Genomic DNA, 17,374 nt, shown 5'->3' on the forward strand with positions numbered 1-17,374 from the left:
CCAACTCGGCGCTCCGGCGTGTCGCGGACTGTTGTTTCTCAGTGGTCGAGTCGTACCCTGGACGTTATGGGTCTGTGTACAGATGACACTGTCCGGGTCGCCGCCGGTCCGGCCGGTGGGAACGTGACACTGTCGGCGGCACAGGCGACCCCCGAGGCGATCGAGTACGCGGAAATCCTGGAGGCCGAGGATCGGCCCTGGGTAACGGTCGTTTGGGACGATCCGGTCAACCTCATGCACTACGTGACGTACATCTTCCAGAAGCTGTTCGGTTACAGCAAAGGCAAGGCAACCGAGCTGATGCTGAAGGTGCACAACGAGGGCAAGGCCGTGGTGTCCTCGGGCTCGCGCGACAAGATGGAACACGACGTCCAACGCCTGCACGCGGCCGGACTGTGGGCGACCATGCAGCGTGACGACTGAACCGGGCGACTACGGTGAACCCGTGCGGAAGTGGAGCAGAAAGAACTCCCTGGGCGGGTTGAAACTGCGTTCGGAAATGGACGGCCACGAAGCGGAGGTGCTGCGTTCGCTCGTCGGGGCGGTCACCGGACTGCTCACCGACCGGGCCCGCTCGGCCCCCGAGGACGATCTGGCCGCCCTCACCGGGCTACAGCTCGGCAACAACACCCCGCCCGACGACCCCCGATTGCGCAGGCTGCTGCCCGATTTCCATCGCAGCGAACCCGGATCCCCCGACGCCGAACGCGCCGATATGAACAGCGCGCTGCGCAGCCTGCACGAACCGGAGATCATCGACGCCAAGGTCTCGGCCGGGCTGGTGGTGCTGGAGACGCTGCCCCCGCAGGGCGGCAAGGTGGTGCTCACCCCCGAACAGGCGGATGCCTGGCTGAACGCGCTCAACGACGTCCGGCTGGCGCTGGGCACCGCGCTCGACATCGATGCCGACACCCCCGAGCAGCTGGATCCCGAAGACCCGCGCGCGCCCAGCCTCGAGGTCTACCACTGGCTCACCTGGATGCAGGACTCCCTGCTGCAAGCCCTCGCGCCGTAACGCCCCGGACAGGAGAACCGCGTGAACAGTGTTGCCGGACCACGCAATTCGATCACCGATGTGGCGGGTGTGCTGGTGGGGCACCATCACGCGCTGGATGCGAACGCGACCATCGGCTCGGGCGCGGCCACCGGCTGCACGGTGGTGCGGGTGCCCGGCGGCGCGGTGGCCTCGGTGGATGTGCGCGGCGGCGGGCCCGGAACCCGGGAGACCGACCTGCTGGATCCGGGAAACACTGTGCGGCAGGTGAATGCGATCCTGCTGACCGGCGGCAGCGCCTATGGACTGGCCGCCGCCGACGGCGTGATGCGCTGGTGCGAGGAGCACAAGGAGGGCATCCCGATGGATCCCGCCGATCCGGCCCGCGTGGTGCCGATCGTCCCGAGCGCCGTCATCTTCGATCTGCCGGTGGGCGCGTGGAACATTCGCCCCGACGCCGACTTCGGTTTCATGGCAGCCGATTCCGCGAGCCCGGACTTCGCGCGCGGTTCGGTCGGCGCGGGCGTCGGTGCGCGGGCGGGTTCCATCAAGGGCGGAATCGGCACGGCCAGTGTGAAATTCACCGACGGACCGGCGGCGGGCGTCACGGTCGGCGCGGTGATGGTCGCCAACCCGGTCGGCTCGGTCTTCGATCCGCGCACCGGATTGCCGTGGGGCAGCGGCACCGACGGCCCCGAGCATTTCGCCCTGCACCCCGCCACCGCCGAACAGCTCACCGTCGCCAATGCCCTGGCCGTGAAGGGCACCGTGCTGAACACCACCATCGGCGTGGTCGCCACCGACGCCGCCCTGGACAAGGCGGCCTGCCGCCGCTTGGCGGCCACCGGTCAGGACGGTATCGCCCGCGCGGTCCGCCCGGCGCACTCCCCGCTGGACGGCGACACCATCTTCGCGCTGGGCACCGGGCAGGCGCAGCAGCAGCCGAATTACCCACTGCCCCCGGCCTTCCCCGCCGATCTGCTGCTGCTCGACCAGCTCTGTACCGCCGCCGCGGTCTGCGTGGAGCGCGCCATCGTGGACGCCATCCTGTCCGCCACCTCGGTCGCGGGCATACCCGCCTACGGCGACCTGTTCGGGGCCTGACCATGGGGTGTGACCGGGCCCGCCGGGAATACCCGAATATTCTCACCTGTTGACGACAGCGTTTGGCCGCCACGGCCGGGCCGCGTCGTGAGCGGAAGGATGCGACAGTGCTGGTGATCAGGGCAGACCTGGTGGACGCCATGGTGGCGCACGCCCGCGCGGACCATCCCGACGAGGCGTGCGGCGTCATCGCCGGGCCGGAGGGATCCGATCGGCCCGAACGCTTCATCCCCATGATCAATGCGGCGCGTTCGCCGACCTTCTACGAGTTCGACTCCGGCGAACAGCTGAAACTCTGGCGCGAGATGGATGCCGCCGACGAGGAGCCGGTGGTCATCTACCACTCGCACACCGCGACCGAGGCGTACCCGAGCCGCACCGATATCTCCTTCGCCGCCGAACCCAACGCCCACTACGTGCTCATCTCCACCCGCGATCCGGAGCGGCACGAGCTGCGCAGTTACCGCATTCTCGACGGCCAGGTCCACGAAGAGCCCGTCGAGATCGTCACCACCTGAGAGCAAGGAGTCCCAGTCATGCCGGTCACCGTGTCGATTCCGACCATCATGCGCCCGATCACCAAGGGCGAGAAGCGAGTTCAGGGCGAGGGCGCGACCCTCGCCGCGCTCATCGACGATCTGGAAACCAACTACCCGGGGCTGAAGGAGCGGCTGCTCTCCGACGGCAAGCTCAACCGGTACGTCAATATCTACATCGACGACGAGGACGTGCGCTTCTCCGGCGGGCTGGATGCCGAGGTCACCGACGGCGGCACCGTGACCATCCTGCCGGCGGTCGCCGGCGGCTCGCGCTAACCGTGGCCCGCTACGAATCGCTGATCGCGACGCTCGGCGACACCCCGCTGGTCGGGCTGAAGAACCTGTCCCCGCAATGGGACGGCGAGCAGCATGTGCGGTTGTGGGCCAAGCTCGAGGACCGCAATCCGACCGGCTCGATCAAGGACCGCCCGGCGTTGCGCATGATCGAGCAGGCCGAGGCCGACGGCCGGCTCACCCCGGGCTGCACGATTCTGGAACCGACCAGCGGCAATACCGGCATCTCACTGGCGATGGCCGCCAAGCTCAAGGGCTACCGCCTGATCTGCGTGATGCCGGAGAACACCTCGGTGGAGCGGCGCCAGCTGCTCACCATGTTCGGCGCGGAGATCATCGATTCTCCGGCGGCCGGCGGCTCGAATCAGGCTGTGGCCCTGGCCAAGCAGATCGCCGCCGAGCATCCGGACTGGGTGATGCTCTACCAGTACGGCAATCCGGCCAACGCGCTCGCGCACTACGAGACCACCGGCCCGGAGATTCTCGCGGATCTGCCCGAGATCACGCATTTCGTGGCGGGGCTCGGCACCACCGGAACCCTGATGGGCACCGGCCGTTTCCTGCGCGAGAAAGTGCCCGGCATCGAGATCGTGGCCGCCGAACCGCGCTACGGCGAGCTGGTCTACGGTCTGCGCAATCTCGACGAGGGCTTCGTGCCCGAACTCTACGACGAATCGGTGCTGACCTCGCGGTTCTCGGTCGGCCCCTACGACGCGGTGCAGCGCACCCGGGAATTGGTGCTGGAGGAAGGCATTTTCGCGGGCGTCTCCACCGGGGCCATCCTGCACGCCGCCCTCGGTGTCGCCAAGAAAGCCCAGAAAGCGGGCAGGACCGCCGATATCGCGTTCGTGGTCGCCGACGGCGGCTGGAAATACCTCTCCACCGGCGCCTACGACGGCACCCTCGAGGAAGCCGAGGAGCGCCTCGACGGGCAACTCTGGGCTTGATCACGGCTTGCGGCCGGGGAACGTCGGTACGCTCGGGGGCAAGCCGAGGAGGTGCTTGCGATGAGCGGCGGCATGGGAGCTTCGTTCGATCCGGACCGGATCGCGCGGCTGCGCGGGCAATCGGAGAACAAGCCCGGCGCGGGGCCGCGCGCCACCGGTGCGGTGAAGCTGTTGTGGCAGCGCGCCATTGTGATCATTCTCGGGTTTACCGGTCTGCTGTACGGGGTAGAGACCGTCGATCAGCTCAGCGGTGACCGCCTGCAATACGACGGCGGGGTGGCCCCGCGCGAACTCGACGGACTCGACGGCATCCTGTTCGCGCCTGTGCTGCACGGCGATTGGGGACACCTGATCGGCAATACCCTCCCGGTCCTGGTGCTGGGACTGCTCACCCTGCTCAGCGGTATCGGCCGCGGGCTGGCCGCGACCGCCATCATCTGGGTGATCGCCGGGGTAGGGGTGTGGCTGGTCGGGCCGGCCGGATCCGTGCACGTGGGCGCCTCGGTGCTGGTCTTCGGCTGGTTCACCTATCTGCTGTGCTGGGGCTGGCTGGCGCGGAACTGGGCCTTCGTCGGCGTCAGCGTGGTGGTGGGGTTGCTGTACGGCTCGATCCTGTGGGGAGTGCTGCCCGGACAGCCCGGAATCTCTTGGCAAGGGCATCTTTTCGGGGCGGTGGGTGGTCTGGTTGCCGGATGGGTACTCTCTGGGAATGAACGTCGTCATCGTCGCGGGGCCAACGCCGGCCGCCCTGTTACGTCGGGGTGACGCTGGACCCGGTCGGCGATTTGGGGGATCCCTCCTTTGAGCGAGACAGCAGCGTGGCAGCATGGGGGAATGCGCCTCACCGTCATCGGGTGCTCGGGCAGTGTGTCCGGCCCGGATTCCCCGGCGTCGGGATACCTGCTCACCGGCCCGGACATGACTCCCACCGTGATCGATTTCGGCCCCGGAGTGCTGGGCGCGTTGCAGCGCTATCTGGATCCCGGTGAGGTCGATATCTTCCTGACCCACCTGCACGCCGATCACTGCCTGGACCTGCCGGGCCTGCTGGTGTGGCGGCGCTACCACCCGAATCCGCCGACCGGGAAGGCCATCGTCTACGGGCCCTCCGATACCTCGCTGCGGATCGGCAATGCCTCGGCCGAGATCGGCGGCGAGACCGACGACTGGTCCGACGTCATCGACATGCGCCAATGGGTGACCGACGCGCCCATCGGCTTCGGGCCCGGTCACACCATCGAAGCGCGCCGCATGTTCCATCCCCCGGAGTCCTACGGCCTGCGCATCAACACCGCCAATGGCCGCACCCTGGTCTACACCGGTGACACCGCGCTCTGCGACGAGGTCTTCGCGCTCGCCCAGGGCGCCGACGTGCTGCTCGCCGAGGCTTCCTGGACGCACGATCCGGCCAATCGCCCGCCCGGCATTCACCTCTCGGGCCACGAAGCCGGTTTGATCGCCGCCCAGGCCGGCGTCGGTGAACTGCTGCTCACCCACATCCCGCCGTGGACTTCGCGCGAGGACGTCATCGCCGAGGCCAAGGCCGTGTACTCCGGTCCGGTGCATGCCGTCTCGCCCGGCGAGGTCTTCGACATCTGAGGCCGGGGGCGGGCCTTTGTTCACTTGTCCCGGCCCGCCGCTAGGCTACGTTCGTGTCGAAACGAGCCGATGGACGTGCGGATGACGAACTCCGCGAGGTAAAGATCACCCGTGGGTTCACCACGCATCCGGCGGGTTCGGTGCTGGTGGAGTTCGGGCAGACCCGGGTGATGTGCACCGCCAGCGTCACCAATGGCGTGCCGCCGTGGCGTCGTGATTCCGGATTGGGCTGGCTGACCGCCGAATACGCCATGCTGCCCGCCGCCACCCACACCCGCTCCGGTCGGGAATCGGTGAAGGGCAAGGTCGGTGGCCGCACCCAGGAGATCTCCCGGCTGATCGGGCGTTCGCTGCGCGCCTGCATCGATCTGTCGACCATCGGCGAGAACACCATCGCCATCGACTGCGATGTGCTCCAGGCCGACGGCGGCACCCGGACCGCCGCCATTACCGGTGCGTACGTTGCGCTTTCGGATGCCGTCACCTATCTGGCGGCCGCCGGTCAGCTCACCGACCCGCAGCCCATCTCCTGCGCCATCGCCGCGGTCAGTGTCGGCGTGGTGGACGGCCGGGTCCGCCTGGACCTGCCGTACGAGGAGGATTCGCGCGCCGAGGTCGATATGAACGTGGTCGCGACCGATACCGGGACGCTGGTGGAGATCCAGGGCACCGGTGAGGGCGCCACCTTCCCGCGCTCCACCCTGGACAAGCTGCTCGATTCCGCGCTCGCGGGGTGTGAGCGGATCTTCGCGATCCAGAAGGAAGCCCTCGCCCTCCCGTACCCCGGCACCCTGCCGGAGCCGGAAGAAGCGAAGAAGCGGTAATGCCGCGCCGGGTGCTGGTGGCCAGCCGAAATGCCAAGAAGCTCAACGAATTGCGCCGCATTCTCGATGAGGCCGGGATCGCCGGGATCGAGATCATCGGCCTGAACGACGTGCCGCCCTACGAGGAGGCGCCCGAGATCGGCGCGACCTTCGAGGAGAACGCCCTGGCCAAGGCTCGCGATGGTTTCGCCGCTACCGGATTGGCCTGTGTCGCAGACGATTCCGGTATCGCGGTGGATGCCCTGAACGGCATGCCGGGCGTGCTCTCGGCGCGCTGGTCGGGGACGCACGGCGACGACGAGGCCAACAACACGCTGCTGCTCGCGCAGCTCGGCGATGTCCCGGACGAGCGCCGCGGTGCGCAGTTCGTCTCGGCCTGCGCGCTGGTGGCCGCGGGCGTCGAGGAAGTGGTGCGCGGTGAATGGCCGGGCGTGATCGCCCGGAAACCGGTGGGCGACGGCGGTTTCGGCTACGACCCGCTCTTCGTCCCCGAAGGCGGCGAGGTCTCCTCGGCGCAGCTCACCCCCGCCGAGAAGGATGCGGCCTCCCATCGCGGCCGGGCGTTGCGTCAGCTGCTGCCCGCGCTCGCCGCGCTGGCGCAGGACTGAATTTCGAAGATGCGCCCCCGTCATCCCGGCATGTTCTCAGCCCCCGTCATCCCGGCATGTCCTTAGCCGGGATCCACACGGCGACAGTGGATTCCGGCCGAAAGCACGCCGGAATGACGGGGCTGGCGCAGTCCTACAGCCCGAACGAACCCTTCACTTCCTGAGTCCGCTTGTGCTCGAACACGAACGACAGGAACGGCACGGTGCCGGCCAGGCAGGTGAGCAGCGTGGTCACCGGCTTCCAGCGCGCCTTGATGCCCAGGTCGATGGTCATCACCAGGTACAGCATGTAGAACAGCCCGTGCACCTGGCCGATGTAGAAGAACCAGTGCGGAGCCGTGCTGCGGTCCTCCAGCAGCAGATACTTGTAGATGATCTCGCCGGTCAGCACCAGCAGCCAGATACCGGTGATCCAGGCCAGGATCCGGTAGCGCAGCAGCGCGCCGCGGATCTTCTCGGTCGCGGCGGCGCCGATCGGCCGGGGCGCGACGGTGGATTCAGTCGAATTGTCGCTGGTGGTCAACCGGCGTTCCTCTCGGTATTGCGCAGCCCCGCGTCCTGGATCCGCTGATCCATATCGTGGGCGTGCAGATCGGCCAGGTATCGGTTGTACTCGGCGAGCTCCGGATCGTCGTCCTTGACCGCCTTGGGGCGTTCGGGCAGCAGTCCCTCGGGAATCTCGCGCGGTGCGACCGGCTTCACGCGCTTGGGGCGCGGGGCGGTCTCGTCGGGCGCCTGCGGGGTTTGCTCCGCTTCCGCATCGCGCTCCAATCGCACGAAACGGAAGTACGCCCAGATGACGAAGCCGGCGAAGAGCGGCCACTGCAAGGCGTAGCCGAGATTCTGGGCGGTGCCCGTGCCGGATTCGAAGCGCCCCCACTGCCAGTAACCCAGCCCCAGGCACGCCGCTGCTGCCACGACCACGAACAGGATCAAGGCCGGGCGGCGTTGGGGAGCGGACACGCCCCCCACGGTACCTGCCTACTACGCGCCGCGTAGTAGGAGGTCCGGCTCACCCGGGACCGACGCCGCGCTCAGAACTTGTACGTGACCCCGGTCAAACGCTCGGACTCGGCCCACAGCCGCTGCCAGAGTTCGCGATTCTGCGACAGGCGGCTCGACGAGCACGGCTCGACCGGGCCCTGGGTGCCGCGGAAGCGGTTCGGACCCCAGTAGACGGTGGGATCGGCGTCGGGCTCGGTCGCCGCGAAGAGCGAGGAGTGCGCGGCCCGCGCGGGGGAGTGCCCGACCAGCCGGACGAACGGCTTGGAGATCTTGTCCAGGGGCGTTTCGGTGCGTGCGAAGAGATCGGTGGCCGAGACACCCGGGTGCACCCCATAGGAGCGCTTGGCCGACCCGGCCTCGGTCAGCCGGCGCTGGAACTCGCGCGCGTACATGAGATTCGACAGCTTGGACTGCGCGTACGCGAGATTGCGCTGGTAGCGCCGGTTCTCGTAGTTCAGGTCATCGATCCACAGCTTGGGGGTCTGCCGATGCGCGATGGAGGCGAGGGTGACCACCCGGTCCCGGATCTTGTCCAGCAGCAGCCCCGCGAGCGCGTAGTGGCCCAGATGGTTGACGCCCCACTGGGTTTCGAACCCGTCCTGGGTGCGCGAGAACGGAATGTTCATCAGCCCGGCGTTATTGATGAGCACATCGATCTCACCGCTCTTCTCGGCGAACTCCCGCACCGAGTCCAGCGAAGCCAGATCCAGCGCCGCGACCCGCACATCGCCGTCGATCTTGTCCGCTACTTCCTGCGCCTTCGCGACATTGCGGCAGGCCATCACGACCGTCGCACCCTTGCTCGCGAGCACCTTGCTGGTCTGCTCACCGATACCGCCGTTCGCGCCGGTGATCACGAAGGTGCGCCCGGACTGATCCGAGATTTGGCTGGGCTTCCATGCCATGGCTGATGACCTCACAGGTTCGGCGTTCGATGTGCACCGTCGCACTCGCTCCGCCCTACCTTACTCCAGAGTAAGTTCCCGGGGAAGGTCCGGCCCGCCGCGCGGACTGGACCGTCTGGGCCGGATCAGCTCAACAGATCCGCCAACCCCTTGGTGCGGGACGGCTGGCGCAGCTTCCGCATGGCCTTGGCCTCGATCTGGCGGATGCGCTCCCGGGAGACGCCGAATACGCGGCCGACCTCTTCCAGGGTGCGCGGCTCCGCGCCATCCAGACCGTAGCGCAGGCTGATCACCTGCGCTTCGCGTTCGGGCAGGGTGGCGAGGGCGCGCTTCAGCTGGCCGTGCGCGGCGGCATCGGTGACGGTCACCGAGGGGTCCGGCGCATTGTCGGGAATGAGCGCGCCGAGCTCGGTGGCATCCTCCTCACCGATCGGCAGGTGCAGCGAAAGCGGTTCGCGGTCAAGGCGAATCAGCTCGCGGACCCGTTCGACCGGCAGCCCCACCTCGGCCGCCACATCCTCGGCGGTGACGGCCCGGCCGAGCTTCGTGGCCAGGGCGCGCTCGGTACGCCTGACCTTGTTGAGCACCTCGACCACGTGCCCGGGCAGCCGGATGGCGCGGCTCTGCTCGGAGAGCGCGCGGCCGATGGACTGCCGGACCCACCAGGTGGCGTAGGTGGAGAACTTCAGGCCGCGCCGATGCTCGAACTTCTGCGCGGCGCGGATGAGCCCGAAGGTTCCCTCCTGGGTCAGGTCCAGCAGGGACATGCCGGTGGGTGTGGAGTAGTGCTTGGCGATGGAGACCACCAGGCGCAGGTTGGCGCGGACCATATGGTCCTGGGCGCGCCGGCCGTCGGCGGCGGTATGAGTCAGCGTGCGGCGCTCCTCGTCGGTGAGTTCTGTTGCGGTGGTGCCGGATTCGTCGAGCCGCGCCTGGGCGAGCAGGCCCGCTTCGATGCGTTCGCCGAGTGCGTACTCCTCGGCGGCGGTCAGCAGGGCGGTGTGCCCGATCTGCCGCAGGTAGTCCTTGATTGCGTCTTCACTCACGGTTGCGATAGCCATCGCGAACAAACTTAGAGCAGACATAAAAATATGTCAAATATGAACTTGGGCCAGATTTAGTTATAGTTGTCAATATGAGCGCGCCAACCGCCGAGACCGGCACCCGCCCGCTGGGCCTGCGTGAGCGAAAAAAGCAGCAGACCAGGCAGAACATCTCCCATACCGCCACCCGGCTGTTCCTGGAGCGCGGCTACGACACCGTCACCATCGCCGAGATCGCCGAGGCGGCCGACGTCGCCAAGATGACGGTCACCAACTACTTCCCGCGCAAGGAAGACCTGGTGCTCGATGTGCACGACGTGTTCGTCGAGAGCCTGGCGCAGACCGTGCGTGAACGCGGGGCGGGGGAGTCGGCGCTCGCGGCGCTGCGCCGGGCCTACCTGCGCGCGGCGGCCGACCGGGACGCGATCATCGCGGGCTTCTCCGGCCCGGAGTTCGCCCGGCTGCTCACCGGCAGTCCGGCCCTGGTGGCGCGTTTACGCGAATTCCACGAAGAGCGGGAAAGGTTGCTGGCCGAGACGCTGGCGGCCGAAACCGATGCCGCGCCGGACGATCTCACGCCGCGCATCGCCGCCACCCTGCTGGCCGGTCTGCATCGCGCCCTCTTCGAGGAGACCCTGCGCCGGACCGTCGCCGGAGAGTCCGACGACGCCATTGCCGCGGTATTGACGACGCAGATCGCCACCGCTTTCGATCTGCTGGAGCCCGCGCTCGGCGACTACGCGGTGCGCGCTTCCTGACCCGCCACGCCAAGTTAGCCGTGTCGTTGCCGGATCAGGGCTGGTGAGCGCCACATACTGGGCCGATGACGGGTGCCAGCGCCACCGCCGATGTCCCTGCCGCACCTGCTCAGCTCGGCCGCGGCCGCCGCGACATCATCTTCGCCACCGTGGCGCTCGGCATGCTCATGTCGGCGCTCGACTCCACCATCGTGGCCACCGCGCTGCCCACCATCGTGGCGGATCTGGGCGGGGCCGGGCATATGGCCTGGGTGGTCACCGCCTACCTGGTGGCCGAGGCCATCGCGACGGCGCTCTCCGGCAAGTTCGGCGATCTCTTCGGCCGCAAACTGGTCTTCCAGCTCAGCGCCACCATCTTCATCGTCGGCTCGATCATCGCCGGCTTCTCGCACGATATGACGCTGCTGATCATCGCGCGCGCCGTGCAGGGGCTTGGCGCGGGCGGGCTGATGGTCACCTCCATGGCGCTCATCGCCGATGTCATCCCGCTGCGCGAGCGCGGCAAGTACCAGGGCGCGCTGGGCGCGGTCTTCGGCATCACCACCGTCATCGGCCCGACCCTGGGCGGTCTGTTCACCGATCATCTGAGCTGGCGGTGGTGCTTCTACGTGAACGTGCCGCTGGCCATCGTGATGATCGTGGTGGCGGCGCGCACCATCCCGATGACCCGGGCGGCCACCAAACCGATCATCGACTACCTCGGCATCGCGCTCATCTCCATCGGCGTCACCTGCCTGATCCTCGGATTGGATTGGGGCGGAAACGAATACGCCTGGGGCTCGGGGATGATCATCGGCCTGTTCGCCACCGCGGCGGTGATGACGGTGCTGTTCGTGATCACCGAATTCCGGGCTGCCGAACCCATGCTGCCCATGCACCTGTTCCGCAGCAATGTCTTCACCGTCTGCTCGATCCTGAGCTTCATCGTCGGTTTCGCGCTGCTCGGTGCGATGACCTATCTGCCCGCGTATCTGCAATACGTGGACGGGGTTTCGGCCACCGCGTCCGGCATCCGCACGCTGCCGCTGGTGGTCGGGTTGTTCGGCACCTCCATCCTGTCCGGTGTGATCGTCGGGAAGACCGGGCACTACAAGGCGTTCCCGATCATCGGCACCGCGATCATGGCGGTCGGGCTGTACCTGATGTCCACCATGGGCGCGGGCACGCCGTTCTGGCAGCAGGGCCTGTACATGCTGATCCTGGGGCTGGGTATCGGCCTGGCCATGCAGGTGCTCACCATCGCGGTGCAGAACAGCGTGCCCTACGCGGACCTGGGCACCGCCACTTCGGGGGTGACGTTCTTCCGCACTATCGGATCCGCTTTCGGTACAACGGTTTTCGGCACCCTCTATGTCAATCAGATCACGCCGAAGCTCGGTGCGGCGGTGATGGCGGCCAAGGTGCCGCCGGAGGTCGCGTCGAATCCCGAACTGTTGCGGCAGCTTCCGGCCGAGCAGGCCGCGCCGATCATCACCGCCTACGCCGACTCCATCGACTATGTGTTCCGCTGGGTGGTGCCGGTGGCCGTGCTCGGCTTCATCGTGGCGTGGTTCCTGAAGCAGGTGAAGCTGCGCGACAGCGCGCGGGCCGAGGCCACCGATGTGGGCGAGGGCTTTTCGATGCCGGACTCCCCGGACCGAGTGGTGCAACTGGAGCGGGCGGTCGGGCGGGTGCTGCGCAAACTGCGCGACAATCAGCTGCCGGATCCGGAAATCCTCAGTGCCGCAGGCAGTTCGCTGACCCGCGATGAGGCGTGGGCGCTCGGCCAGATACGCATGTTCGACAAGGTGCGCGGCGCGGCGACGGTGAACGAAGTGGCGCACACCTACTGGGTGCCCAAGGAGGTCGTGGCCCCGGTCTACGAGAAGGCCGAACGCGACGGCTTCATCCGCAACGACGGCGGCACACTGACTCTCACCGACAAGGGCGTGCAGGAATTGGACCGGGTCCGGGGTGCCTGGCGGCGCTGGCTGGAATCGCAGATCGATGACTGGGATGTCGCCAATCCGAGGGATCGGGATCTGCTGGAACAGGCCATGGACAATATCGCCGCCAAGCTGCTGGACGAGGCCGACAGCCCGGACTCCCTCACCGCCCACCATTAGCGGGCGGTGGGGGAGCGCCGCTCATACGAGCGTGCGGACCGGCTGAACCGTTGCGTCCCAATCGATCCGGAAGCGCTGTTCGGGGCCGAACGCCTTCTCCGGATTCATCGCCTTGAACATCAACGGCATCACCAGGCCCATGGCCGCCCGGACCACCGGCCCCGCGGCCTTGGTCTGATTCATCCGGGCCACCCGTGCCGCGACCCCCTCCACCCGTGGCCGCCGCAGCGCCTCGTAGGTGGGGAAAGCCGTTTCCGGATCCGGGATGTCGCGCAGGCAGCGGGCCAGTTCGATGGCGCTCTCGATGGCCAGCGACGCGCCCTGCCCCGAGGTATTGCTCGGCGCGTGAATGGCGTCCCCGGTCAGCACCATCCGCCCGCGATACCAGTGCGGCACCGACGGCATGATGTGCAAGGCTCCCGTCGTCATCAACTGCTCCGGCGTCGTATTGCGGGCGAGCCGCTCACCGGGTTCGTCCCCGGCATAGGTTTCCCGCAGGATCTTCAGCCATTGCTCGGCGGGTACGGTGCGCGCCTCGGTGAGCGAAAGGTATTGCTGGTGCGGCAGATTCGCGCCCCAGGCGATGCGCCCGTCGGGCATGGCCCAGTACAGATAGTAGGCCCGCTTGCCGAACGCGAACACCATGCTCTGCTCGGGCAGATCCAGCCCCGGCACGTCGGTGTAGGCGCCGAAGCCCAGCATGCGCAGATAGGTCGGCCCGGGCGCTTTCGGATCCACCAGCGTGCGCACCGCGGACCGGATGCCGTCCGCACCGATCAGCACATCCGCGGTGGCGGTGCTGCCGTCGGCGAAGATCGCGGTCACGCCGTCGGCCCGCTCCTCGACGTCCACGAGGCGCCGGTTGTATTCGAACGGCACCCCGGATTCGACGGCATGGTCGTGCAGCACCCGGTGCAGGTCCGGCCGGTCGACCAGTTGCAGCGGTTCGACATCGGCCAGCATGGGCGCACTGATCATCTTCTTGCCGACGGACATCGACTGATGTGCGAGCGGAGCGGCCACGGCGCGCACCGCGTCGGCGACCCCGATCAGTTCCAGCGCGGCCATTCCGTTGGGCGCCAGGGCCAAATTGGATCCGATGCCGTAGGCGGGCCCCGGATACGCCTCGTAGACCCGGGCGTCGATTCCGGCGCGGCGCAGTGCGGTGGCCGCCACCGGACCGGAGATGCCGCCGCCGATGACGATGGCGGAACGAATGGTGGACATGGTTGTCTCCCTGAAGGTTCGAAGTATTACCCCGAACCGGGACGCGTGCGGAGAACCCAGTTATCCTGTAGTTGCCAAACTCGGTGCCGAGTTCGCCTGCACGGACGCGGTTCGAGACGGTATATGACCGGGCTTCGGCGGTGGTGTTGCAGCACCGGCGCCGGGGTCCGGTTTCTCGTCGGATTTCAGCTTCGGTGGATCAGTCCTGCCGGGCCGACTGCTCCGGCTCGCCCCCTTCCAGTAGTGCGGCGAACTCCGCGGGCATGACGCCGTCGCGGTGGAACGCGCGCCAGGCCTCGAGGTCGGGGAAGGTGCCGTCCCGCAGTTCCGCCCGCAGTGCGGTGGACCAGCGCAGTTCGGCCTCCAGCAGGGCCAGCTCGTAATCGTCTTCGATGGTGAACAGGCGCGGCAATGTGCCTGCCAGCGCGGCTGATTGGGCCCGGTGCGCGGCAATGGCGGTCTCGAGCTTGCCGATTCGCGCGGTGAGCAGTTCGGCGACCTCTTCGGGCGGCAGCACCGACAGCACCGACAGGCCGGCTCGGAAGGGGCGCTGCTCGGGGACCGGTTCGGCGATGAGTTCGCGGGTCCAGTCGGAGAGTTCGGCGCGCCCGGCCTCGGTGATGCGATAGATGGTGCGCTCGGGCCGTGCGCCGTCGCGTTCGCTGCCGGCGACCTCCAGGAACCCGTGCTTGGTGAGGTTCTCCACGACGGTGTACAGCGAGCCCCATTTGACACCCATATCGGTGTCCTTGCCCCACTGCCGCAAACGACTGGCGATCTCGTAGCGATGCCCGGGTTGCACGCCCAGGGTGGAGAGCACGGCCAGGCCCATGAGGTTGCCGACCTTGCGTTTGCGAGCCATCTCGAACACCTCCAATACTCGTAGACAAATATACGTCTACGAGTATTCGGCGACAAGTATTCGTTCGAGGTGGAGCGTCAGGCGTCGGCGAACCGCGCCCGGAGGATGTCGGCTGTCGCCTGGTCGGCGGGCAGGAACGCTTCCAGATGCAGTTCCGAGAGGGTGATATCGGTGGCGGTGGCGAAGGAGGTGAGCGTGGTGATCAGACGCAGCTCGCCCTCCTCGCTCCGAAGCCGCAGGGGCACAGCGAATCCCACATGATTCGGGCCCGGATCCACCGGCGGCAGATATCCCTCCAACTCCACGATGAACTCGCTCAGCAGCGGATCCGGGCTGCGCGCGGCCCGATTGCGCAGGCTGTCGACGATGTGGCGGCCCCATTCCGGCAGGTTCAGCACCCGCCGCGCCAAGCCGTCCGGGTGCAGGGCCAGGCGCAGCACATTGACCGGGGATTCCAGCAGCTCCGGCGCGCAGCCGTCGGTGAGCAGCTCGAAGGCGGGATTGGCGGCGACCAGCACGCCGAACGGGCGGGTGACCACGGCGGGATAGGGGAGATGCCCTTGCAGGATGGTCTCCAGCGCGTGCCGTACCGCACCGAGTTCCGGTGCGTCCAAGGTGGATTCGGGAAACGCGGGCGCGTATCCGGCCGCCAGCAGCAGGCTGTTGCGCTCACGCAGGGACAACCCGAGCGATTCCGCCAGCCGCACCACCATGGTCCGGCCCGGATGCGATCGCCCCTGCTCCAGGAAACTCAGATACCGCTGGCTGGTCTCGGCCTGAATCGCCAAGTCCAGCTGGCTGATTCGCCGCAGCCCGCGCCAATGCCGCAACTGCTGCGCGAACGGGGTCGCCTCCACTACCGCCATGGTCGTCATGCCTCCACTCTCCGGGTCCGCCCGCCGCTCCGCGATTCCCCGGAGGGTATGAGGGAAGACGCTCGCGTCCGGCCGATCATTCCCTGCGGGGAATCGCACAGCCTCCGTTCGGCGGACAAACTTCTCGGCATGAGCAACCGACTGGATGAAAAAGCCCTGATCAACCTCACCGAGCAGTACGTGGCGCTGTGGAACGAGGCCGACCCGCAGGCCCGCCGCAAGCGGATCGCCGAACTGTGGGCGGCCGGCGGCACCCAGGTGCTGACCGACCCGCCGCAGGAGATCCGCGACGCGGCGGCCGCGCTGAACTTCCCGGTGCCCTACCTGGAGGTGCGCGGGCACGACGCCCTCGACGCCCGGGTCACCCGCGCCTACGAAATGTTCATCGCACCAGGTGAATACGTCTTCCAGGCCCGGGGGCACGCGACGCGGCTGGCCGAGAACCTGGTCGGGCTCGGCTGGGCGATGGTCGCCACCGCCGACGGTTCCGAAGGCGGCGCGGGCTACGACGTGCTCGTCCTGGACGAGGACGGCCGCATCCGCAGCGATCACCAGTACATCGGCCCCGCGTAATACCAGCTTCCAGTTTCAGGAGAACGAATCATGAATGCCTTTGCCTACCATGCGGAATCGCTGCGCGGACTCGACGGGCTGAGCCGCCGGGCACAGCCGGTTCCGGCGCCCGGACCGCACCAGGTGGTGGTCCGGGTGCGGGCCACCTCGCTGAACCGCCGCGACATCATGCTGCTGGAAGGCACCTACCCGCTGCCGTTGACGGCGGACATCGTGCCGCTGGTCGACGGCGTCGGCGAGGTGATCGCCCTGGGCGACGGGGTGACGCGCGCCGCCCTCGGTGACCGGGTGGCCGGCACCTACTTCGTCGGCTGGGTGGACGGCCCGCAGACCCTGGCTCTCGCCGCCCGGCAGTACGGCGCGAACCAGGACGGCTGGCTGGCCGAATACATTGTGCTGGAGGAGAAGTCGGTGGTGCACGTGCCCGCGCACCTCACCGACGAGGAGGCCGCCGCCCTCACCTGCGCCGGCCTGGTGGCGTGGTCCGGCGTGGCCAAGCCGATCCCGGCCGGGCCGGGCGACACCGTGCTGACCGTCGGCACCGGCGTGGTCGGGCTCTTCGCCGTCCAGCACGCGAAAATGCTGGGCGCACGGGTCATCTCGATCACCTCGACCACCGACAAGGCCGATCGGCTGCGCAAGCTCGGGGCCGACGAAGTGGTGGACCGGGCGACGACGCCGGACTGGGAGCATGCGGTACAGGAGCTGACCGACGGCCTCGGCGCGGATCATGTGGTGGACGCGGTCGGCCCGCTCACCCTCCCGAAATCCGTTGCGGCAGCGGCCTATGACGCCCGGGTCACGCTGATCGGCGCGTTCCCGGCCCCCGCCGACGCCCCGCAGACCGACGTGTTCGGCGGCAAATACCTCTCCATCCGGCGCGTCGCGGTCGGCAGCCGCCGCGACTACGAGGCCATGAACGCCACCATCGCCGCGCACGGTATGCGCCCGGTGATCGACAGTGTCTTCCCCTTCGACCGCGCCGCGGACGCCTACCGCCACTTCGTCGAGGGCGACCCCTTCGGCAAGGTCGTCATCACGATCCCGTGAGGCTCATCGGCACCGCACCCCGCGCTCGTCGGTTCCGGGTTTGCGCAGCCCATCAGCGATCT

The 17,374-nt window shown here is 68.0% G+C and carries 21 protein-coding genes; 14 read left to right on the top strand and 7 right to left on the bottom strand.

The genetic code is table 11. From position 1 onward, the window contains the following. The first annotated feature begins 66 nt into the window (after nucleotides 1–66). The 10 genes from clpS (at nucleotide 67) to NI1_RS30840 (ending at nucleotide 6,909) form a co-directional block, all read left to right on the top strand. Nucleotides 67–423, top strand: a complete 357-nt coding sequence (clpS, locus tag NI1_RS30795) for an ATP-dependent Clp protease adapter ClpS (protein ID WP_157535428.1) — start codon at nucleotides 67–69, stop codon at nucleotides 421–423. A gap of 22 nt (nucleotides 424–445) precedes the next feature. After that, nucleotides 446–1,015 (top strand): oxidative stress transcriptional regulator AosR, encoded by a 570-nt coding sequence (gene aosR, locus NI1_RS30800; protein ID WP_067827950.1) that lies wholly within the window; start codon nucleotides 446–448, stop codon nucleotides 1,013–1,015. Between the two features lie 21 nt (nucleotides 1,016–1,036). Continuing rightward, nucleotides 1,037–2,098 carry a P1 family peptidase gene (locus NI1_RS30805; RefSeq protein ID WP_067827953.1) on the top strand — a complete coding sequence of 354 codons (1,062 nt, stop codon included), beginning with the start codon at nucleotides 1,037–1,039 and terminating at the stop codon, nucleotides 2,096–2,098. Nucleotides 2,099–2,205: 107 nt separating this feature from the next. Next, nucleotides 2,206–2,616, top strand: a complete 411-nt coding sequence (locus tag NI1_RS30810; protein ID WP_067829071.1) for a M67 family metallopeptidase — start codon at nucleotides 2,206–2,208, stop codon at nucleotides 2,614–2,616. Nucleotides 2,617–2,634: 18 nt separating this feature from the next. After that, nucleotides 2,635–2,913 carry a MoaD/ThiS family protein gene (locus NI1_RS30815; protein ID WP_067827956.1) on the top strand — a complete coding sequence of 93 codons (279 nt, stop codon included), beginning with the start codon at nucleotides 2,635–2,637 and terminating at the stop codon, nucleotides 2,911–2,913. A gap of 2 nt (nucleotides 2,914–2,915) precedes the next feature. Further along, the gene (locus NI1_RS30820) at nucleotides 2,916–3,878 is read left to right on the top strand and encodes a PLP-dependent cysteine synthase family protein (protein ID WP_067827959.1); all 963 of its coding nucleotides are present in this window, start codon (nucleotides 2,916–2,918) and stop codon (nucleotides 3,876–3,878) included. A 60-nt stretch (nucleotides 3,879–3,938) separates the two neighbouring features. Then, a complete protein-coding gene (locus tag NI1_RS30825) occupies nucleotides 3,939–4,643 on the top strand; it encodes a rhomboid family intramembrane serine protease (RefSeq protein ID WP_245663487.1) in 705 nt (234 codons plus the stop codon). Between the two features lie 69 nt (nucleotides 4,644–4,712). Beyond that, nucleotides 4,713–5,477, top strand: a complete 765-nt coding sequence (locus NI1_RS30830) for a cyclic nucleotide-degrading phosphodiesterase (protein WP_067827961.1) — start codon at nucleotides 4,713–4,715, stop codon at nucleotides 5,475–5,477. A 53-nt stretch (nucleotides 5,478–5,530) separates the two neighbouring features. After that, nucleotides 5,531–6,301 (top strand): ribonuclease PH, encoded by a 771-nt coding sequence (rph, locus tag NI1_RS30835; protein WP_067827964.1) that lies wholly within the window; start codon nucleotides 5,531–5,533, stop codon nucleotides 6,299–6,301. Continuing rightward, complete coding sequence (locus NI1_RS30840) at nucleotides 6,301–6,909, top strand: non-canonical purine NTP pyrophosphatase (RefSeq protein ID WP_067827966.1); 609 nt, start codon at nucleotides 6,301–6,303, stop codon at nucleotides 6,907–6,909. The genes rph and NI1_RS30840 overlap by 1 nt, the downstream gene beginning before the upstream one ends. A gap of 133 nt (nucleotides 6,910–7,042) precedes the next feature. Here the strand turns inward: NI1_RS30840 and NI1_RS30845 are convergent, their stop codons facing one another. From NI1_RS30845 to NI1_RS30860, 4 genes are all read right to left on the bottom strand, one after another. Continuing rightward, nucleotides 7,043–7,384 carry a DUF3817 domain-containing protein gene (locus NI1_RS30845; protein ID WP_067829077.1) on the bottom strand — a complete coding sequence of 114 codons (342 nt, stop codon included), beginning with the start codon at nucleotides 7,382–7,384 and terminating at the stop codon, nucleotides 7,043–7,045. Nucleotides 7,385–7,428: 44 nt separating this feature from the next. Further along, nucleotides 7,429–7,872: a transcriptional regulator gene (locus tag NI1_RS30850; protein WP_169815654.1), complete on the bottom strand. Its 444-nt coding sequence runs from the start codon at nucleotides 7,870–7,872 to the stop codon at nucleotides 7,429–7,431. Between the two features lie 71 nt (nucleotides 7,873–7,943). After that, the gene (locus NI1_RS30855; RefSeq protein WP_067827972.1) at nucleotides 7,944–8,819 is read right to left on the bottom strand and encodes an oxidoreductase; all 876 of its coding nucleotides are present in this window, start codon (nucleotides 8,817–8,819) and stop codon (nucleotides 7,944–7,946) included. Nucleotides 8,820–8,944: 125 nt separating this feature from the next. Continuing rightward, complete coding sequence (locus tag NI1_RS30860; RefSeq protein WP_245663488.1) at nucleotides 8,945–9,865, bottom strand: sigma-70 family RNA polymerase sigma factor; 921 nt, start codon at nucleotides 9,863–9,865, stop codon at nucleotides 8,945–8,947. Between the two features lie 89 nt (nucleotides 9,866–9,954). Here NI1_RS30860 and NI1_RS30865 point away from each other — a divergent pair, with 89 nt between their 5' ends. Next, nucleotides 9,955–10,620, top strand: coding sequence for a TetR/AcrR family transcriptional regulator (locus NI1_RS30865; protein ID WP_067827977.1), 666 nt, complete (start codon nucleotides 9,955–9,957; stop codon nucleotides 10,618–10,620). 65 nt (nucleotides 10,621–10,685) lie between these two features. Next, on the top strand, nucleotides 10,686–12,725 hold the full coding sequence (locus NI1_RS30870) for an MDR family MFS transporter (protein ID WP_067827981.1): 2,040 nt from the start codon (nucleotides 10,686–10,688) through the stop codon (nucleotides 12,723–12,725). Between the two features lie 21 nt (nucleotides 12,726–12,746). Here the strand turns inward: NI1_RS30870 and NI1_RS30875 are convergent, their stop codons facing one another. The 3 genes from NI1_RS30875 to NI1_RS30885 all read right to left on the bottom strand — a co-directional run bounded on the left by NI1_RS30875 (nucleotide 12,747) and on the right by NI1_RS30885 (nucleotide 15,689). Next, nucleotides 12,747–13,952 (bottom strand): FAD-dependent monooxygenase, encoded by a 1,206-nt coding sequence (locus NI1_RS30875; RefSeq protein ID WP_067827984.1) that lies wholly within the window; start codon nucleotides 13,950–13,952, stop codon nucleotides 12,747–12,749. Between the two features lie 199 nt (nucleotides 13,953–14,151). Beyond that, a complete protein-coding gene (locus NI1_RS30880; RefSeq protein ID WP_067829083.1) occupies nucleotides 14,152–14,814 on the bottom strand; it encodes a PadR family transcriptional regulator in 663 nt (220 codons plus the stop codon). A 77-nt stretch (nucleotides 14,815–14,891) separates the two neighbouring features. Further along, nucleotides 14,892–15,689: a helix-turn-helix domain-containing protein gene (locus NI1_RS30885; RefSeq protein ID WP_067827986.1), complete on the bottom strand. Its 798-nt coding sequence runs from the start codon at nucleotides 15,687–15,689 to the stop codon at nucleotides 14,892–14,894. A gap of 129 nt (nucleotides 15,690–15,818) precedes the next feature. Here NI1_RS30885 and NI1_RS30890 point away from each other — a divergent pair, with 129 nt between their 5' ends. Then, nucleotides 15,819–16,262: a hypothetical protein gene (locus NI1_RS30890; RefSeq protein WP_067827989.1), complete on the top strand. Its 444-nt coding sequence runs from the start codon at nucleotides 15,819–15,821 to the stop codon at nucleotides 16,260–16,262. 30 nt (nucleotides 16,263–16,292) lie between these two features. Beyond that, on the top strand, nucleotides 16,293–17,312 hold the full coding sequence (locus NI1_RS30895; RefSeq protein ID WP_067827992.1) for a zinc-dependent alcohol dehydrogenase family protein: 1,020 nt from the start codon (nucleotides 16,293–16,295) through the stop codon (nucleotides 17,310–17,312). Nucleotides 17,313–17,374: the final 62 nt, after the last annotated feature.

Origin of the sequence: Nocardia inohanensis NBRC 100128 (genome assembly GCF_001612945.1) — a bacterium.
Taxonomy (GTDB): domain Bacteria; phylum Actinomycetota; class Actinomycetes; order Mycobacteriales; family Mycobacteriaceae; genus Nocardia; species Nocardia inohanensis.

What these genes read in the sequence shown, in the direction of transcription:
- NI1_RS30825 (WP_245663487.1), top strand. Translation starts at nt 3,939, where the DNA reads ATGAGCGGCGGCATGGGAGCTTCGTTCGATCCGGACCGGATCGCGCGG.
- clpS (WP_157535428.1), top strand. Translation starts at nt 67, where the DNA reads ATGGGTCTGTGTACAGATGACACTGTCCGGGTCGCCGCCGGTCCGGCC.
- NI1_RS30815 (WP_067827956.1), top strand. Translation starts at nt 2,635, where the DNA reads ATGCCGGTCACCGTGTCGATTCCGACCATCATGCGCCCGATCACCAAG.
- NI1_RS30875 (WP_067827984.1), bottom strand. Translation starts at nt 13,952, where the DNA reads ATGTCCACCATTCGTTCCGCCATCGTCATCGGCGGCGGCATCTCCGGT.
- NI1_RS30830 (WP_067827961.1), top strand. Translation starts at nt 4,713, where the DNA reads ATGCGCCTCACCGTCATCGGGTGCTCGGGCAGTGTGTCCGGCCCGGAT.
- NI1_RS30890 (WP_067827989.1), top strand. Translation starts at nt 15,819, where the DNA reads ATGAGCAACCGACTGGATGAAAAAGCCCTGATCAACCTCACCGAGCAG.
- NI1_RS30865 (WP_067827977.1), top strand. Translation starts at nt 9,955, where the DNA reads ATGAGCGCGCCAACCGCCGAGACCGGCACCCGCCCGCTGGGCCTGCGT.
- NI1_RS30880 (WP_067829083.1), bottom strand. Translation starts at nt 14,814, where the DNA reads ATGGCTCGCAAACGCAAGGTCGGCAACCTCATGGGCCTGGCCGTGCTC.
- NI1_RS30885 (WP_067827986.1), bottom strand. Translation starts at nt 15,689, where the DNA reads ATGACGACCATGGCGGTAGTGGAGGCGACCCCGTTCGCGCAGCAGTTG.
- NI1_RS30855 (WP_067827972.1), bottom strand. Translation starts at nt 8,819, where the DNA reads ATGGCATGGAAGCCCAGCCAAATCTCGGATCAGTCCGGGCGCACCTTC.
- NI1_RS30895 (WP_067827992.1), top strand. Translation starts at nt 16,293, where the DNA reads ATGAATGCCTTTGCCTACCATGCGGAATCGCTGCGCGGACTCGACGGG.
- NI1_RS30870 (WP_067827981.1), top strand. Translation starts at nt 10,686, where the DNA reads ATGACGGGTGCCAGCGCCACCGCCGATGTCCCTGCCGCACCTGCTCAG.
- NI1_RS30840 (WP_067827966.1), top strand. Translation starts at nt 6,301, where the DNA reads ATGCCGCGCCGGGTGCTGGTGGCCAGCCGAAATGCCAAGAAGCTCAAC.